Source organism: Sphaerisporangium sp. NBC_01403 (assembly GCF_045040145.1).
GTDB classification, from domain to species: Bacteria; Actinomycetota; Actinomycetes; order Streptosporangiales; family Streptosporangiaceae; genus Sphaerisporangium; species Sphaerisporangium viridialbum.
The window spans coordinates 9,951,874-9,967,609 of record NZ_CP109534.1; the positions used below are offsets into that span (position 1 = coordinate 9,951,874).

17 protein-coding genes are annotated in these 15,736 nt (G+C 72.1%); all 17 read left to right on the top strand.

Going from position 1 to position 15,736, the window contains the following annotated elements:
* Positions 1-104: 104 nt before the first annotated feature.
* Complete coding sequence (locus OG589_RS44810) at positions 105-857, top strand: 3-oxoacyl-ACP reductase family protein (protein ID WP_405145034.1); 753 nt, start codon at positions 105-107, stop codon at positions 855-857.
* A gap of 75 nt (positions 858-932) precedes the next feature.
* On the top strand, positions 933-1,223 hold the full coding sequence (locus OG589_RS44815; protein ID WP_405145035.1) for an acyl carrier protein: 291 nt from the start codon (positions 933-935) through the stop codon (positions 1,221-1,223).
* A complete protein-coding gene (gene fabZ, locus OG589_RS44820) occupies positions 1,220-1,732 on the top strand; it encodes a 3-hydroxyacyl-ACP dehydratase FabZ (protein WP_405145036.1) in 513 nt (170 codons plus the stop codon). The genes OG589_RS44815 and fabZ overlap by 4 nt, the downstream gene beginning before the upstream one ends.
* A 3-nt stretch (positions 1,733-1,735) precedes the next feature.
* Entirely contained in the window at positions 1,736-2,800 is a 1,065-nt protein-coding gene (locus tag OG589_RS44825; RefSeq protein ID WP_405145037.1) for an aminomethyltransferase family protein, read from the top strand.
* Positions 2,801-2,831: 31 nt separating this feature from the next.
* Positions 2,832-5,099 (top strand): beta-ketoacyl synthase N-terminal-like domain-containing protein, encoded by a 2,268-nt coding sequence (locus OG589_RS44830; protein WP_405145038.1) that lies wholly within the window; start codon positions 2,832-2,834, stop codon positions 5,097-5,099.
* A complete protein-coding gene (locus OG589_RS44835; protein ID WP_405145039.1) occupies positions 5,096-5,824 on the top strand; it encodes a nitroreductase family protein in 729 nt (242 codons plus the stop codon). Before OG589_RS44830 ends, OG589_RS44835 begins: the two co-directional genes overlap by 4 nt.
* On the top strand, positions 5,821-7,062 hold the full coding sequence (locus tag OG589_RS44840; protein ID WP_405145040.1) for an FAD-dependent oxidoreductase: 1,242 nt from the start codon (positions 5,821-5,823) through the stop codon (positions 7,060-7,062). The genes OG589_RS44835 and OG589_RS44840 overlap by 4 nt, the downstream gene beginning before the upstream one ends.
* Positions 7,059-7,928 (top strand): alpha/beta fold hydrolase, encoded by an 870-nt coding sequence (locus tag OG589_RS44845; protein ID WP_405145041.1) that lies wholly within the window; start codon positions 7,059-7,061, stop codon positions 7,926-7,928. The genes OG589_RS44840 and OG589_RS44845 overlap by 4 nt, the downstream gene beginning before the upstream one ends.
* A gap of 19 nt (positions 7,929-7,947) precedes the next feature.
* The gene (locus OG589_RS44850; RefSeq protein WP_405145042.1) at positions 7,948-8,853 is read left to right on the top strand and encodes an ACP S-malonyltransferase; all 906 of its coding nucleotides are present in this window, start codon (positions 7,948-7,950) and stop codon (positions 8,851-8,853) included.
* A complete protein-coding gene (locus tag OG589_RS44855; protein WP_405145043.1) occupies positions 8,850-9,278 on the top strand; it encodes a phosphopantetheinyl transferase in 429 nt (142 codons plus the stop codon). Before OG589_RS44850 ends, OG589_RS44855 begins: the two co-directional genes overlap by 4 nt.
* A gap of 1 nt (position 9,279) precedes the next feature.
* Entirely contained in the window at positions 9,280-10,128 is an 849-nt protein-coding gene (locus OG589_RS44860; protein WP_405145044.1) for an ester cyclase, read from the top strand.
* A gap of 11 nt (positions 10,129-10,139) precedes the next feature.
* On the top strand, positions 10,140-10,925 hold the full coding sequence (locus OG589_RS44865; protein ID WP_405145045.1) for an alpha/beta fold hydrolase: 786 nt from the start codon (positions 10,140-10,142) through the stop codon (positions 10,923-10,925).
* Positions 10,922-11,404, top strand: coding sequence for a hypothetical protein (locus OG589_RS44870; protein ID WP_405145046.1), 483 nt, complete (start codon positions 10,922-10,924; stop codon positions 11,402-11,404). The genes OG589_RS44865 and OG589_RS44870 overlap by 4 nt, the downstream gene beginning before the upstream one ends.
* Positions 11,404-12,420 carry a nitrous oxide reductase family maturation protein NosD gene (locus tag OG589_RS44875; protein WP_405145047.1) on the top strand — a complete coding sequence of 339 codons (1,017 nt, stop codon included), beginning with the start codon at positions 11,404-11,406 and terminating at the stop codon, positions 12,418-12,420. The genes OG589_RS44870 and OG589_RS44875 overlap by 1 nt, the downstream gene beginning before the upstream one ends.
* The gene (locus OG589_RS44880) at positions 12,417-13,364 is read left to right on the top strand and encodes an ABC transporter ATP-binding protein (protein WP_405145048.1); all 948 of its coding nucleotides are present in this window, start codon (positions 12,417-12,419) and stop codon (positions 13,362-13,364) included. The genes OG589_RS44875 and OG589_RS44880 overlap by 4 nt, the downstream gene beginning before the upstream one ends.
* A gap of 32 nt (positions 13,365-13,396) precedes the next feature.
* Entirely contained in the window at positions 13,397-14,545 is a 1,149-nt protein-coding gene (locus OG589_RS44885; RefSeq protein ID WP_405145049.1) for an ABC transporter permease, read from the top strand.
* Positions 14,542-15,717, top strand: coding sequence for an ABC transporter permease (locus OG589_RS44890; protein ID WP_405145050.1), 1,176 nt, complete (start codon positions 14,542-14,544; stop codon positions 15,715-15,717). The genes OG589_RS44885 and OG589_RS44890 overlap by 4 nt, the downstream gene beginning before the upstream one ends.
* Positions 15,718-15,736: the final 19 nt, after the last annotated feature.

The window sequence follows — 15,736 nt, forward strand, 5'->3', positions numbered from 1 at the left end:
AGTCAATGCAGGGATAACTCGGTGATGCAGCCGTGATATCTCGCCCTAGTAGCTTTTCGTGCAGATCGCAATTGTTTGATTTGTCGTCAAACCTCCTGGAGGCGATGATGCTCTTTGCCGAAGGCTCCGTGGCCCTGGTGACGGGCGGGTCGCGCGGCATCGGCCGGGCCGTCGCGCTCGACCTGGCCAGGGAGGGCGCCCACGTCATAGTCAACTACGGCCGCTCCGAGCAGGACGCCAAGGACGTCGTGGCCCAGATCGAGAGCGAGGGCGGCGGCGCGACGGCCGTACAGGCGGACGTCACCGACGAGGACGCCGTGCGGCGGATGTTCCGCGGGGTGCGCGCCGACCACGGCCGGCTGGACGTGCTGGTGACCAACGCCGGCGTCACCCTCGACCGCTACCTCATCGCCATGAACCTCGACCAGTTCCGCGGCCCGATGGACACCAACGTCACCGGCACGTTCCTGAGCTGCCGCGAGGGCCTGCGGCTCATGCAGCACCAGCGCAGCGGGTCGATCGTGACGATCTCCTCCAGCAGCGGGCTCGACGGCGGCTTCCCCGGCCAGACGAACTACGTGGCCTCGAAGGGCGCGATCATCGCCTTCACGAAGGCCCTGTCGAACGAGGCCGCCCCGCACGGGGTGCGCGCCAACGTCGTGGCCCCCGGCTTCGTCTCCACCGACATGACACGCAAGGTGCCCACCGAGATCAGGAAGCAGTACGAGTCGCGCATCCGGCTGGGCCGCATCGGGCGGCCCGAGGAGATCGCGTCGATCGTCAGCTTCCTCGCCTCGGACAAGGCGTCGTACATATCCGGCGCGGTGGTGGTCGCCCACGGCGGCGGCCTTGCCTGAGCCCCCTCCCGGCCGCCGGCCGGCACCCGAGCCCGACCAGAACCACAAGCCTGCCCCGATGCCCAAGGAGGATAGATGACCATCGATGAGCTCCGTGCGAAGGCCGCCGAGCGTCAGCAGACCTGCACCCAGATCAAGAAGATGATCGTGTCCCGGCTCGACCTGGAGATCCAGCCCGAGTGGATCACCGATGACCAGCCGCTCTTCGGGCGCGGCCTCGAACTGGACAGCCTCGATGTCCTGGAGCTCTACGTCGCCATCGAGGCCGAGTTCGGCGTGGCGCTGTACGACAGCGAGATGGCCGTCTTCGGCTCGGTGTCCCGGCTCGCGGACGAGGTCAACCCCGCACTACGGGCCACGGCATGACGCTCGACGTGGCGGCCGAGGTCGAGACCGGCCCCGCGGCCGACGCGGCGGCGCCCGTCATCTCGGGCCTGACGAACGACCAGATCCGCGAGGTGCTCCCGCACCGGTGGCCCATGCTCCTGCTCGACCGCGTGGGCAAGGTGGAGCCGGGCGTCAAGGGAACGGCGACCAAGAACGTCGCCGGCACCGAGCTGTGGTTCCAGGGCCATTTCCCGAGCGAGGCCGTGCTGCCCGGCGTGGTCATCGTCGAGGCGATGGCCCAGCTCGCCGGGGTGGTCTTCGCCCTCGCGGGCGCGAGCAGGATCAGCTACCTGGCCGGGGTCAGGTCGATGCGGTTCCGCCGCCCCGTCGTCCCGGGCGACCAGCTGGTCCTGTCCGCCGAGCGCACCGGAGGCGGCGGAGGCTTCGCCGAGTACCGGGTGTCGGCGCGGGTGGACGGCCACGTCGCCGCCGAAGGAAACCTCACGATCGCCGACCCCGCCGGCAACGTCTCCGTACGAAAGGTGTGAACCATGGCTACCGTCCTCGCGAACCTGCATCCGGAGGACACCGTTTACGGTCAGGTGGGCGACGCTTCCGTCCCGCTGCGCTTCTCCGCGGTCTCCGACGAGTACAAGGTGCTGAGGGAGCGCGCCGCCGTCCTCGACCTGAGTGGCCACAGCCTCATCGAGGTCACCGGTGACGGCGCCGTCGGCTTCGCGCAGCGGGTGATCGCCCGCGACGTCGAGTACCTCACCTCCGAGCGCTGCATGATGAGCCTCATCCTCGACGAGTCGGGGCAGGTCGTCGACCAGGTCCTGGCCTTCGGCCGGGAGAACGGCATGCTGCTGGAGAGCTCCTGCGGCGCCGGCACGCGCCTGCTCGCGCACCTGAGGGAGAACAACGACGAGGGCGTCGAGATCACCGACCGCTCCGGGGAGCTGACGGTCCTCGGCCTGGAGGGCCCCTACGCCTGGGGCGTGGTCGGCCGGCTGATCGACGGCGAGCTGGCCTCGCTGCCGTTCGAGTCGGTCGTGGACACGACCTGGGGCGACACCGAGATCATCTTCGCCCGGACCGGCTTCACCGGCGAGTACGGGTACCAGATGATCGTCCCCCGGGAGGCGGCCCCCGAGCTGTGGCGGCAGGCGGTCGAGCACGCGGGGGCGGCGGGGCAGGAGGCCCTGGAGCTGGCGATGCTGGAGGTCCGCCAGCCGATTCCGCGCCACGAGGCCACCGAGGGCACCACGGTGATCGAGATCGGCGCCAACTGGCTCGTCGACGTCACCAAGGACGAGTTCATCGGCAAGGACGCGGTGCTCAATGCGCTGGAGTCCGGCCAGGGACGCCGCACGGTCGGCTTCAGCGGCGGCGCGTCGGTCCCCTCGCCGGGCGCCCGGGTGCTGGCGGGCGGCCAGGACGTGGGCGAGGTGGTGCACGCGGTGCACAGCGTCGGCCTCGGCACGACCCTCGGCCTCGCGCGGGTCGACGCCGACCTCGCCGCCGCGGGACTGGAGTTCACCGTGGAGGACTCCGAGGTGACCACGCTGACCAGCCCCTACATCGTTCCCAAGAGCTGGAGCATCCCGATCATCTGATCCGCTCTGATCGTCTGATGAGGAGACAAGCATGGCGCTGCGCCCCGTCGTCGTCACCGGCCTGGGAGTCATCTGTGCCATCGGCCGCGATCCCGCGGAGTTCTGGCAGCGGCTCACGTCCGGCCAGGGTGGCCTCACTCCGGTCGAGGACGAGACCTTCGCGGTGTTCGAGGCACGGCACGCGGGCCAGGTTCCCGACGAGTGGATCACCGGGCAACTGCCGGACTCCGACGCCGCCCTGGACCGCACCGCCCAGCTTGCCCTCATCGCGGCACGCCAGGCGGTCGAGCAGGCGGGGCTGACCCGCGACGACCTCGATCCCGACCGGTTCGGGATCATTCTCGGCAAGTGCCAGGCGACTCCCGACGCGGCGGGGCGCTACCAGCCCATGCACCGCACCGAGGACGTGGTCGCCGGGCGGCTGGGCATGCGCGGGCCGCGCATCCTGGTGTCGACCGCGTGCGCGGCCGGCGGCAACGCCGTCGGCCTCGCCAAGGACAAGATCCTCACCGGCGAGGCCGACGTGGTCCTCGCGGGCGGGGTGGACCCCCTGCTCTTCGGAACCTACGCCGGATTCGCCGGGCTGAAGGCCCTCAGCACCGGCCCCTGCCGCCCGTACAGCCACTCCGACGGGCTCAACCTCGGCGAGGGGGCGGCGTTCCTGCTGCTTGAGCCGCTGGACCGGGCGCTCGCCAGGGGAGCCACGCCCCTGGCCGAGGTCGCCGGGTACGGGCTGTCGGCCGACGCCTACCACGCGACCGCGCCGGACCCCACCGGCCGGGGCGGGGCGAGCGCCATGCGGCGCGCGCTCGCCGACGCCGGGCTGACCCAGGACGACGTCCACTACGTCAGCGGTCACGGCACCGGAACCCCGGCCAACGACTCGATGGAAGCCAAGGTCATGCGAGTGGTCTTCGGCGAGCGGGCGGGCCAGGTGCCCACCAGCAGCATCAAGTCGTTCGTCGGGCACACGCTCGGCGCCGCGGGCGCGGTGGAGGCGGTCGCCAGCGTGCTGGCGCTGCGGCACGGCACCGCGCCGCCCACCATCGGCTTCGGCGAGGACGCCGTGCCCGGCGACCTGGACTTCGTGCCCAACGTGGCCAGGCGGATGCCCATCGACACCGTCGTGTCCAACAACTACGCGTTCGGCGGCAACAACGTCGCGCTCGTGCTCACGACGCCGCGCGGCGAACGCGACCACGACGAGCTGCCGTCGCGGGAGGCCGTGATCACGGGTCTCGGACCCGTCAGCGGCCTCGGCGTCGGCGTGGCCGAAGTGTCCGAGGCGGTCGTCGCGGGCCGCCAGGCCCTCGGCCGGGCTCCCTCCCTGGACGGCAGGACGTTCGCGCCACGCTCGCTGTGGCGGCACATGAACAACCTGTCCCGCATGGCGATCGCCGCCTCCCGGCTCGCCTGGGAGGACGCGGAGCTCAAGCTGCCGAGGAAGGACCTGGACAACGTCGGGCTGGTGTTCGCGACCGGCGCCGGGTCCGCCGAGAGCACCGGCGGCTTCGACGAGAGCATCGCGGCCGACCCCAACAAGCCGGCCGTGCTGAGCTTCTCCAACGTGGTGCTGAACGCCACGGGCGGCGCCGTGTGCCAGACCCTCGGCCTGCGCGGCCCGACCACCACCATCTGCAACGGCGGGGCCTCGGCCTCGATCGCCCTGGACTGCGCGCTCGAAATGATCAGAGCGGGCAAGGCGGACGTGGTGCTCGTGGTCGCGGCGGACGAGACGGTCGCGGCCGTACCGAAGGACGCCACGGTCTCCCCGTACGACAGCGGGGGCTCGGGCCCGGTTCCCGGATCCGCCTCCGTCGCCTTCGTGGTGGAGTCGGCCGAGCACTGCGCCGGGCGCGGCGGGCGGCCGTACGCCCGCGTCCTCGGCACCAGCCACGCGGGCGCCGGCGGGGAGGACGCGCGGGAGCCCATCGCCCGGGGTCTCACCCGCATCCCGAGCGCCCGTCCCGACCTGGTGGTCGGCGCGGGCACGGGGGGCCCGCACGACGCCGAGGAGGCCGCCGCGGTGCTGGAAGCCGCGCCGGAGGCCGTCCTCACCACCTCCGCCGGGCACACCGGCGACTGCCAGGCCGCGACGGGGGCGATGAACATCGCCCTGGCGGCACTGGCCATCCGCGACGGGATCGCCCCCGCCCTCACCGGGCTGGCGTCCCCCCACGTGGGCGACCTCGACTCCTACGTCACCAAGCCCAACCTGCCCGGCCCCGTCGGCCAGGCACTGGTGCTCACCGCCGCACCGCGGTCCGTACGCGGCGCCGTGCTGCTGGGGGCCCCATGACCGGCGCCCCCTTCGACGTCACGGAGACCGACCGGCTGCTGACCACCACCCGCTCCGTCCGGCGCCGGCTCGACCTCGACCGGCCGGTGCCCCGCGAGGTCGTGGAGGAGGCGCTGGAGGTCGCCGTCCAGGCCCCGACGGCCAACAACCACCAGAACTGGCGCTGGCTGGTCATCAGCGACGCCGCCGTCAAGGAGAAGATCGCCGAGCTGACCCTGACGTCCTGGCAGTTCCACAGGAACGACATGTGGACCAACGCCGGAAGGCGCAGGAACAACAGCCAGGCGCGCAGGAACTACGAGTCCGCCGAGGCGCTCGTCGAGACGATCGCGCGGGTGCCCGTCCTGGTCATCCCGTGCGTCCTCGGCAGGCCGCCGGACGTCGCGGCCATCAACGCCGCGTGGGACGACCGGATGTCGGGCAAGGACGCCGACGACCCCGGGCACCTGGTGCAGCACGGCTGGATGCGGGCGAGCATCTTCTACGGCTCGATCTTCCCGGCCGTCTGGTCGTTCCAGCTCGCGCTGCGCAGCCGTGGTCTCGGCAGCACGATCACCTGCATGCACGTACCCCACGAGCGGCAGGTGGGCGAGCTGCTCGGAATCCCGACCGGGGTCACGCAGGTGTGCATGATCCCGGTCGCCTACACGGTGGGCACGGAGTTCCGCCCCGCCGATCGATACAGCGCCAAGGAACGCACGTACTGGGAGAGGTGGGAGGCATGACCGTCGACTACGCCGACGTCGTCATCGTCGGAGGTGGCATCTCGGGCGCGTCGGCGGCCTGCAGGCTGGCCGCCGGAGGGCTGTCGGTCGTGCTGCTCGAGAAGCAGGAGACCTACAAGGACCTGGTACGCGGTGAGTGGCTCGCCCCCTGGGGCATCCGCGAGGCCCAGCGGCTCGGGGTCTACGACTGCTTCTCGGCCGGCGGCGGCTGGGAGATCCGCGAGTGGATGACCTGGGACGAGGCCGTCTCCGGTGAAGAGGTCGAAGCGGTGGACATGACCCGCTTCATCCCCGGCATCGGCGGGCCGCTGGCGTTCCCGCACCACGCCGTCTGCGAGCTGATGGCGGCGCAGGCCGTGGAGAGCGGGGCCCGGCTGGTCATGGACGCGGCCCGCATCGGCGTCACCGCGGGCGCCGAGCCGGTGGTGACCTACCAGACCCCCGAGGGCGACCACGAGATCAGAGCCAGGATGGTGCTCGGCGCCACCGGGCGCGGCTGCACCGTCGGCCGGCAGATCGGCGTCACGATGCGCAACTCCATGCACCACTGGGGCGGCGGGATGATGGTCGAGGGCATGGACGGCTGGCCCGCCGACGTGCAGGCCATGGGCACCTCGGGCGACGTCATGTTCATGGTCTTCCCCCAGGGGTACGGCCGGGCGCGCCTCTACCTGAACTTCCCCACGGTGAACAAGCACCGTTATCGCGGCCCCGGCGGCGTCGAGCGGTTCCTCGCCGCCTTCGAGCTCGAATGCCTGCCCGACCGGGGCAAGGCGGTCACCGAGGCCATCCCCGCGGGGCCGCTCTCGGTGTGGCCGTCGGTGTCCAGCGTCCCGGAAGGGCCCCCGCTGCGAGAGGGCGTGGTCCTGATCGGCGACGAGGCGGGCAACGCCGACACGGTGCTCGGCACCGGGCTGTCGTGCGCGATGCGCGACTCGCGGACCGTCTGCGACATCCTCCTCGCCGGCGACGACTGGTCGCCGAAGGCGTTCGACCCCTATCTGGAGGAGCGGGCGTTCCGCCTGGAGCGCCTGGACTTCGGGGCGTCCATCATCAGCAGACTGCACGTGGAGTTCGGCGAGGCCGCCGTCGAGCGGCGGCGGCGGGTCCGCCGGCTCATGGCGAAGAACTTCGCCGCGCAGGTGACCGGGCTGCTCAACATGGTCGCCCCCGAGGACGTACCCGAGTTTGGCTTCAGCGAGTTCTTCGCTGAGCGGCTGTTCAGGGAGACGGCATGAACGAGAAGAAGACGGCGCGGGTCAACGACGTCGACATCGCCTACATCGATGAGGGCGAGGGCGACCCCGTCATCCTGCTCCACGGTTTCCCCGACTCCTCGTACCTGTGGAGGAACCAGATCCCCGCACTGGTCGAGGGGGGCTTCCGGGTCATCGCACCCGACCTCCGGGGCTTCGGCGACTCCAGCAAACCGCAGGAGATCGAGGCCTACGGGATGCAGACCATCCTCAACGACGTCGTCGCGCTGACCCTCAAGCTCGGCATCCGCAAGCCGCACATCGTCGGTCACGACTGGGGGGCGGCCATCGCGTGGATGTACGCCTTCCTGATGCCCCGCAGGGTCGACCACCTCGCAGTGCTGTCGGTGGGGCACCCGGGCGTCTTCGCCACCCCGTCGATCGAGCAGCGGGCCGCCTCCTGGTACATGCTCTTCTACCAGTTCCCCGGGGTCAGCGAGGAGCTGCTGCGCCGCAACGGGTGGCGGCTGTTCAAGGAGATCATGGGCAGGGACGGCGACTACGACCGTTACCTGCGCGACCTCGCCAGGCCTGGCGCCCTCACCGCCGGGCTGAACTGGTACCGGGCCAACCGGTCGCCCGAGGCCGAGCTGCGGCCCGCGAGGCCCTTCCCGCCCGTGCTGTCGCCCACCCTCGGCATCTGGTCCTCCGGGGACAAGGCGCTGCTCGAAGAGGGCATGTCGGCGTCCGGCAAGTACGTCAAGGGGCCGTGGCGGTACGAGCGCGTCGAGGACGCCGGTCACTGGATCCCGCTCGACGCCCCCGACCAGGTCAACAAGCTGCTTCTCGGCTTCCTCGGCACCGAGCGGGCCGCCACTGAGGAAAGGCGCCCTCGGCGACGGCTGTAGGCGGAAGGGGTGGGCGTAAATGCTTGGCTATCTGTTCCCCGGACAGGGCACGGTGCGCGTCGGGATGGGCGCGTGGCTGCGCCGCAGGCCGGCGGCGCGCGACCGGCTCGACGAGGTCGACGGGCTGCTGTCGCGGCCGATCTCCCCGGTCTGCGCCAGGGGGCCGCTGGAGCGGCTGGTGGCGACCGAGCACGCGCAGGTGGCGGTGACCGCGTGCAACCTGGCCGCGCTCGCCGTGCTGTCCGAGGAGGGGTTCGAGCCGAGCGTGGTCGCCGGGCACAGCGTCGGCGAGCTGAGCGCCCTGCACGCTGCCGGTGTGCTCGGCCTGGCCGACACCGTCCGGCTGGTGGAGCTGCGGTCCCGGCTGATGGCCGGGGTCGGCGTCATCGGCGGGATGCGCGCGGTGATGGGCCTGCCGGTCGAGGAGGTGGAGGCGCTGGCCGCCGAGGCGGGCACCGATGAGGAGCCGCTGGTGGTCGGGCTGGAGAACGCGCCGGGCCACGTGGTCGTGTCCGGCGCCCTTCCCGCGCTCGAACGGCTGGCGTCGATCGCCTCCACGGCCCGCAAGATCGTGCCGCTCCAGGTCGGCAACGCCTTCCACTCGCCGCTGATGGCCTCGGCCGTACCCGGCTGGGCCGAGGCGGTGCGCGCAGCGCCGATGAGCCCGCCGCGCGTCCCCGTGGTCCCCAACGTCACCGGCGAGCCCACCACCGACCTGGACGTGATCAGGGACGCCCTGGTCGCCCAGCTCACCGGGCGGGTGCTGTGGACCGCCACCGTGGCCGCCGTGGACGAGATCGCCCCCGGCGTCGAGGTGGGGGACAGCAAGGTGCTCGCCGGGCTGTCCCGCCGCGCCGGAGCCCGTTGCCTGAGCATGGCCGACCCGGCCACGCTCAGGCGCCTGCCGAGGGAGCGGGCGGCATGAACCGGTGGGGCAGCGCGATGGTCGGCTTCGCCGGGCTCTCCCGGCCGCAGGAGCTGGTGGGCGACATGCGGCTGGAGGAGGTCTACACCCCGGCCGAGCGGCTCAGGTCGGGGTCGGGCCGCTCGCTCCAGCACTGGGCGGGCCGCCTGGCCGGCAAGTACGCGGTACTGCGGCTGCTCGGCGTCCCCGCGACGGCCGAGCACCTCGGCCAGGCCGAGGTGCTGCCCCGGCCCACCGCCAACTGCGAGAGGACCGCCGCCTGCCACACCGGGCACCCGCCCGCCGTACGGCTCGGCGGGGCGCTGGCGAAGGCGGCGGACCCCGGCAGTCAGATACGGCTCTCGCTCAGCCACACCTCGGGCCGGGTGCTCGCGGTGGCGGTCGCCTCGCGGCGGCTCCCCGAAGACGAGATCGGCGGGGGATGACATGGACGTGCGGAAGATCGCGGAAGCGCACCTTTCGGCCTGGCAGGCCGGTGACGCCGCGGCCGTGGCCGCGTCGGCCGCCTCCTACAGCGACCCGGACTCCGGCGGCGCGCTGAGCGGGGACGCGCTGGAGGCGCACGCCGCCGGGGTGCTGGCCCGCTTCAAGCAGCTCCGCTTCCTGGTCGACCGGGTGACGGGCGACGACGGGGCGGCCACCCTCTGGTGGACGCTCCAGGCCGACCACCGCGCCCCCTACCTGGGCATGCCGGCGGTCGGCGGGGCCGTCAGCGTCACCGGCACCGACCTGGTGACCCTCGGCGAGGACGGCGTGCACGTGCGGCGGTGCTTCGACCGGCTCGCGGTCGCCGAGGCGCTCGGCTACTCGGCGCGGTTCGTGCCCGAGGCCGACGAGGTGCGGGAGTTCGGCACCAGCGCGCGGGCCACCGCAGGGCGTACGGAGCGCCCCGGGGCCCTGACGCTGACCTGGCTGGAGGTGCGCGACGACGCGGAGGCCGCCGATGTGGACCTGCTGAGCGTGGAGATCGTCAAATCCCTGAGCGCCTCCAAGGGCTTCCTCGGCGTCGCCACCTTCGACATCGGGGACCGCAAGTTCACCCTGAGCGCGTTCGACCGTCCGGAGTCGGTCCGCGCGGTGCACGCGAGGCCGCACCAGCGGGCGATGCGCCGCTTCTTCAAGAGCGGGCTGTGCACCCGGGCGTTCACCAGCGTCTGGCTTCCCTCCGCCGTACGCGACTACGCCCGCTGTCCCGACTGCGGCGGGGTCGTGAAGGTCGGCGAGGGCGCGGCCTGCGGCTGCGGGTGGGTTCCCGAAGACGTCTCCCTACTGTGACTGGAGCAGCCATGTCCGATTTCACCACCGAGCACAGGCTCGGCGACGGCACCCGGCCGGCCGTGGTGTTCATGTCCGCGCTGTTCGCCGGTGGCTGGATCTGGGACCACCCCTTCCGGCACCTCTCGGCGGCCGGCTGGGGGGTCCTGCGCACCAACGAGGCGATCTGCGCGCTCGACCGTCAGGTCGCCGGATCCATCGAACGCCTCGGCGACGCGCTGCTGGAATCCTGCGACGCCGCGGGGATCGGTGACGTCATCGTCTGCGCGAACTCGCTCGGCGGCCTGGTGGCGATCGACCTGGCCGGCCGTCACCCGGAGCGGGTGCGGGGCATCGTCGTGAGCGGCGCCCCCGGCCTCACCGCCGACCCCGACGTGGGGCTGAGCTTCGACCGCAGGGGGAGCGTGCGGCCCGTCGGCGAGGAGTTCGGCGACCGCATGATGGCCGCCCTGTTCCACAGCAAGGAGCGCTTCTTCACCGACGCGCAGATGGAGGAGGTCGGGACCATGCTCCTCCAGCCCTCCGCCATGGTCAGCATGGCCCGCAGCCTCAAGGCCACCCGCAAGTACCAGGTCAAGCCGGCGCTGGACAAGGTGGCGACCCCGTCGAAGTACATCTGGGGCCGGCACGACCGGATGACCCCGGTCGACTCGTGGCTGACGGTGCTCGCGGAGTACCCCGAGGCCGAGGTGGTGGTCGTCGAGGACAGCGGGCACATCCCGATGATCGAGCGTGCCGAGGAGTACACCGCCCACCTGGAGCCCTTCATCACCCGCTGCGCCCAGGTCCCGGCATGACCTCGCCGGTGCTGATCGGTGTGGACATCGTGGAGGCCGGTCGGCTCGCCCGGGCGGCCGAGCGCGGCGGGGCGGTGTTCAGCCGCCACATCACCACGCCCGCCGAGCGCGAGCTCGGCGCGGGCGAGGCGGCGTTCCCCGTGAAGGAGAGCTTCATCAAGGCGGTCGGAGGCCGCCCGCCCGGGTTCAGCTGGCACGACTTCGAGGCGCAGGCCGAGCGGCCCGCCGGGTGGACCGGCCGGTTGCTCGACGAGGCGGCCGAGGAGCTCACCGCGTCGACCGGCCTCACGCTGACCGGCGGCGCGACCTACGCCGTACGCGGCGCCTGCCGCCGCGCCGCCCTCGTACGGCTGGCGCGGCACGAGGGCCCGGCGGGCCCGATGGACGGCGGGGTGGCCGGCGCGGCCCGGTGGGGGCACGGCGCCGGGCTGCTCGTCTCATTGGCGATCGTCTTCGTCGACAGGAAGGGGGACCAGTGATGTCCCTTGTGCGGTCGGTCCAGCCCGGCGAGTCCATCCAGCGCGCGCTCGACGAGGCGGGGCCAGGGGCGCGCATCCAGCTCGCCGAGGGCACGTACGCGCAGAGCGTGTGGATCAGGCACAGCGGTGTGACGCTGAGCGGCATGGGCCAGGGGCGCACCCTGCTGGTCCCCGGCGACTCACCGCCGGCGGACGTCCCCCGGCTACACGACGCCTCCGAGGACGTCGTCAGCGGCGTCAGCGTGCACGGCGAGGGCATCGGCGACATCACCATCGACGGGCTCACGGTGAGCGGGTTCTCCGGCGCGGGCGTCTACGCCCACTCGGTGAACGGGCTGGCGGTGAAGGACGTCGAGGCCAGGGACAACGCGGTCTGGGGCATCTACGTCCGCGAGTCCGGCGGCTGCGAGGTGGTGGGCTGCCGCGCGTCGGGCAGCCAGTACGGCGGCATCGCCCTGAGCTTCTGCCCCGAGGCCAAGGCGCTGATCGCCGGCAACGAGACCTTCGCCAACGCCTTCGGCGTCTTCGTCGACAACTCCTCGGGGGCGCGCGTGGTGCGCAACGTCAGCCACGGCAACGCGATCGGCATGATGCTGCTCAACCAGACCTACGAGGGCGAGCCGGACGGCGGCGTGCGCGACTGCCTGGTATCGGGCAACGAGATGCGCGGCAACGGGCTGGCCGCCGGCGCCGAGCCCGACGGGCTGGGCGCGGCGGGCCCGCCGATCTCCGGGGTGGGACTCGCGCTGATCGGGACCCACCGCGTCAGCGTCGTGGACAACCTGATCCACGACAACCACCCGAGCGGTGAGTCGGTCATGGGCGGCGCGTTCGTGCTCGGCTCGTCCAAGGACTGGGGAGGCGACGACGCCCTGGACAACCACATCCTGTGGAACCAGGTCACCGGCAACAGCCCCCTCGACTTCCAGATCGACGCCGACCTCGGACGGCAGACCTTCGCCGGCAACCAGGCGGACAAGGGCGTCCCCGAGGACGCGGAGGGGTGGCGGCGATGACGGGTCCTGTGTCCGCCATGTCCTGCTCCGGCCTGAGCAAGAGGTACGGCGACGTCGTGGCCGTCCAGGACGTCGGCTTCTCCGTCGCGCCCGGCCAGGCCTACGGGCTGCTCGGCCCCAACGGCGCGGGCAAGACCACGACCATCTCCATGCTGGTGGGGCTGCTGCGGCCTGACACGGGCACCGTGCTGGTGGGCGGCATCGACCTCGCCGCCGACCCGATGAAGGCCAAGTCGAAGATCGGCTACGTGCCGCAGGAGATCGCGCTCTACCCCGAGCTGACCGGCCGGGAGAACCTGCGCTTCTTCGGCAGGCTCTTCGGCCTGCCGCGCCGCGCGCTGGCGAAGCGCATCGACGAGGTGCTCGAACTGGTCGGGCTGTCCGACAGGGCCGACGGCAAGCTGGACACCTACTCGGGCGGCATGAAGCGGCGGATCAACATCGGCGCCGCGCTCCTGCACGAGCCCGAAGTGCTGATCCTGGACGAGCCGACCGTCGGCGTCGACCCGCAGAGCCGCAAGGCCATCCTCGACGGGGTCGAACGGCTCGTCGCCGACGGCATGGCCCTGCTGTACACCTCGCACTACATGGAGGAGGTGGAGCGGGTCTGCGACCGGGTCGCGATCATCGACCACGGCAGGATCGTGGCCGACGGCACCCGCCACGAGCTCGTCTCCATGGTCGGCAGCGCGGACAAGATCGAGCTGATGCTCGACGGTGACGTCGACGTCGCGTTCGCGAAGCTGCGCACGGTGGAGGGCGTCAACGAGGCGGTCAGGACCGGCACCGGCTCGGTGCGGCTCATCGCCGAGGGCGGCCGGTACCTGCTGCCCGCGATCATCACCGCCGTCGACGGCATCGCCACCGTGACCGCCGCCGAGGTCATCGAACCCGACCTGGAGGCCACCTTCATGCACCTCACCGGCAGCACCCTGCGGGACTGACCATGTTGAGATCGCTTCTTACGGTAAGCGCCATGGAGCTGCGCGCCCGGCTGCGCGACGGCACGGCCCTGGTGATCGCGCTGGTCGTCCCCGTGGCCCTGGCGACCCTGTTCGGCCTGGCCCTCGGCGGGGACGACCCGCCGCTGCGGGCCACGGTGGGCTTCGTCGACCTGGACGGCGGGGAGTTCCCCGCGAGCGTGCGCAAGGAGGTGATGTCCACCAAGGAGCTCCAGGGCACGCTGACGCTCCGCGACCTGCCGAGCGCACAGGAGGCGCAGAAGTCGCTCGACGCCGGGGACATCGGGTCGGCGATCGTGTTCCCCCAGGGGTTCAGCAGCAGCGTCGGGGCCGGTGACGGCGGCAAGGTCAACGTGCTCACCTCCGCCGAGGCCCCGCTGGCCGGCGTGGTGGCCAACGCCATCGTCGACCACATCTCCGCGCTGGTGGACGCCCGCACGCTCGCGGTGCGCGCCTCGCAGCAGGCCGGGGTGCCCGCGGACCGGCTCAAGGAGTTCGTCGAGCGCAACGGCGCGGCGGGCCCCGCGCTGACCCTGACCAACGACCCCATGGCCGGCGGCAAGGTCGACCTGTCGGTGTACTACGGCTCCGGCATGGCGGCGCTGTTCGCCTTCTTCGTGGTGGGCGCGTCGTTCAGGAGCCTGCTCACCGAGAGGAAGCAGGGCACCCTCAACCGGATGCTGGCCGCGCCGATACGGCCGTGGGTGCCGATCGTCGGCAAGGCGGCCGTCGGGTTCGCGCTGGCGGTGGTCAGCGTCTGCGTCACCTGGGCCTCCTCCGTGCTCATCTTCGGCTCGACCTGGGGCGACCCGCTGGCGGTCTTCACGCTGCTGGTCGCGCACGTCCTCGCCGCCACGGCGATCACCATGCTGGTGGCGAGCAGGGCCAAGACCGACGCCCAGGCCGACGGGGTGATCATGGTCATCTCGTTCGTGGCGGCGTTCTTCGGCGGCAGCCTCGTGCCGATGTACAACCTCCCCGACGTGCTGCAGAAGATCGCCCTGCTCACGCCGAACGGCTGGACCTCGACGGCGCTGACCGGGCTCGCGGGCTCCGGCGGCGGCGTGGTCACGGTGGCGGTGCCGATCGCCGTCCTCTGTGCCATCGCGCTGGTGGCGAGCGGCCTGGCGGCCCTCGGGTTCAGGAAGGGGCTGCTCGTATGACGTCACGCCCGATCGCGGACCGGCTCCGGCCCCGTCCTGTGCTGGCGCTGGTGGCCGCCAACCTGCGCCGTCACTCCAGGGACAGGGTCGGCCTGTTCTTCATGGTGGTCATGCCCTTCGTCACCATCGTCTTCGTCGGGATGGCGCTCGGCGGCGGCGCCACGGGAGCCTCCCGGCTGCCCGTCGGCGTGGTCGCCCAGGGCACCGACCCGGTCACCGGGGCCGTCCTGGACGAGCTGCGCAAGCACCCCGACCTCGCGATCACACGGGTGGACACCAAGGACGACCTGCGGGTGGGCGTCCGCGAGGGCTCCCTGGCGGCGGGCCTGGTGATCCCGCCGGGATCCACCAAGTTCGAGCTGGTCATGACCCAGGCGAACGGCAGCGGCATGGCGGCGCGCAGCGCCGTCGACGTCGCGGTCGGGAAGGTGGCCGCCGTGCTGGAGGCCACCCGGGCGGCCAGGACGGCCGGCGCGTCCCCGCAGCAGGCCGAGGAGTACGTCCGCAAGGCGCAGGCCGAGTCCGGCCGCGTCGCCGTGGTGTCCTCCGGCACGACGAGCGCCCATCCCCGGGGGTTCGCCTACACGGCCCCGGCCAACCTGCTCCTGTTCACCTTCATCAACTCCATGGCCGTCGCCGCCGCCCTCGCGGAGAGCCTCAGGCTCGGGATGATCCAGCGCTCGCTCACCGCTCCGGTGCGGAGACGGTCGGTGCTGTTCGGGGAGGCGCTGAGCAGGTTCATCGTGGCCGTCGCTCAGGCCGTCCTCATCATGGTGGTCAGCAGCGCCGTGTTCGGCGTCTCCTGGGGGGACCCCCTGGGCGTCGCCGCCGTCGTCGGGGTGTTCGCGCTGGTGGCGACCGGCGCCGCGATCCTGGTCGGCAGCCTGGTGAAGTCGTCGCAGCAGGCGCCCGCCATCGGCCCGCCCCTCGGCATCGTGCTCGGCATGCTGGGCGGGTGCCTGTGGCCCAAGGAGGCCGCGGGGGAGCCCCTCAACACGATCGGCCACTTCTTCCCGCACGCCTGGGGCATGGACGCGCTGCTCACCCTGTCGAAGCCCGGCACGGGCATCGGCTCGGTGCTCCTCCAGGTCGCCGTGCTGGCGGGGATGGCGGCCCTCCTGCTCGGCCTCTCGCTGGTGCTGTTCGGCCGCCGAACCCGGACGCTGACCTGATCCGCCATCCGTATGTTGC

Coding starts and splice junctions, on each gene's coding strand:
- OG589_RS44885 (WP_405145049.1), top strand. CDS start 13,397: ATGGAGCTGCGCGCCCGGCTGCGCGACGGCACGGCCCTGGTGATCGCG.
- OG589_RS44880 (WP_405145048.1), top strand. CDS start 12,417: ATGACGGGTCCTGTGTCCGCCATGTCCTGCTCCGGCCTGAGCAAGAGG.
- OG589_RS44865 (WP_405145045.1), top strand. CDS start 10,140: ATGTCCGATTTCACCACCGAGCACAGGCTCGGCGACGGCACCCGGCCG.
- OG589_RS44860 (WP_405145044.1), top strand. CDS start 9,280: ATGGACGTGCGGAAGATCGCGGAAGCGCACCTTTCGGCCTGGCAGGCC.
- OG589_RS44835 (WP_405145039.1), top strand. CDS start 5,096: ATGACCGGCGCCCCCTTCGACGTCACGGAGACCGACCGGCTGCTGACC.
- OG589_RS44890 (WP_405145050.1), top strand. CDS start 14,542: ATGACGTCACGCCCGATCGCGGACCGGCTCCGGCCCCGTCCTGTGCTG.
- OG589_RS44850 (WP_405145042.1), top strand. CDS start 7,948: ATGCTTGGCTATCTGTTCCCCGGACAGGGCACGGTGCGCGTCGGGATG.
- OG589_RS44810 (WP_405145034.1), top strand. CDS start 105: ATGATGCTCTTTGCCGAAGGCTCCGTGGCCCTGGTGACGGGCGGGTCG.
- OG589_RS44875 (WP_405145047.1), top strand. CDS start 11,404: ATGTCCCTTGTGCGGTCGGTCCAGCCCGGCGAGTCCATCCAGCGCGCG.
- OG589_RS44855 (WP_405145043.1), top strand. CDS start 8,850: ATGAACCGGTGGGGCAGCGCGATGGTCGGCTTCGCCGGGCTCTCCCGG.
- OG589_RS44845 (WP_405145041.1), top strand. CDS start 7,059: ATGAACGAGAAGAAGACGGCGCGGGTCAACGACGTCGACATCGCCTAC.
- OG589_RS44870 (WP_405145046.1), top strand. CDS start 10,922: ATGACCTCGCCGGTGCTGATCGGTGTGGACATCGTGGAGGCCGGTCGG.
- OG589_RS44815 (WP_405145035.1), top strand. CDS start 933: ATGACCATCGATGAGCTCCGTGCGAAGGCCGCCGAGCGTCAGCAGACC.
- fabZ (WP_405145036.1), top strand. CDS start 1,220: ATGACGCTCGACGTGGCGGCCGAGGTCGAGACCGGCCCCGCGGCCGAC.
- OG589_RS44830 (WP_405145038.1), top strand. CDS start 2,832: ATGGCGCTGCGCCCCGTCGTCGTCACCGGCCTGGGAGTCATCTGTGCC.
- OG589_RS44840 (WP_405145040.1), top strand. CDS start 5,821: ATGACCGTCGACTACGCCGACGTCGTCATCGTCGGAGGTGGCATCTCG.
- OG589_RS44825 (WP_405145037.1), top strand. CDS start 1,736: ATGGCTACCGTCCTCGCGAACCTGCATCCGGAGGACACCGTTTACGGT.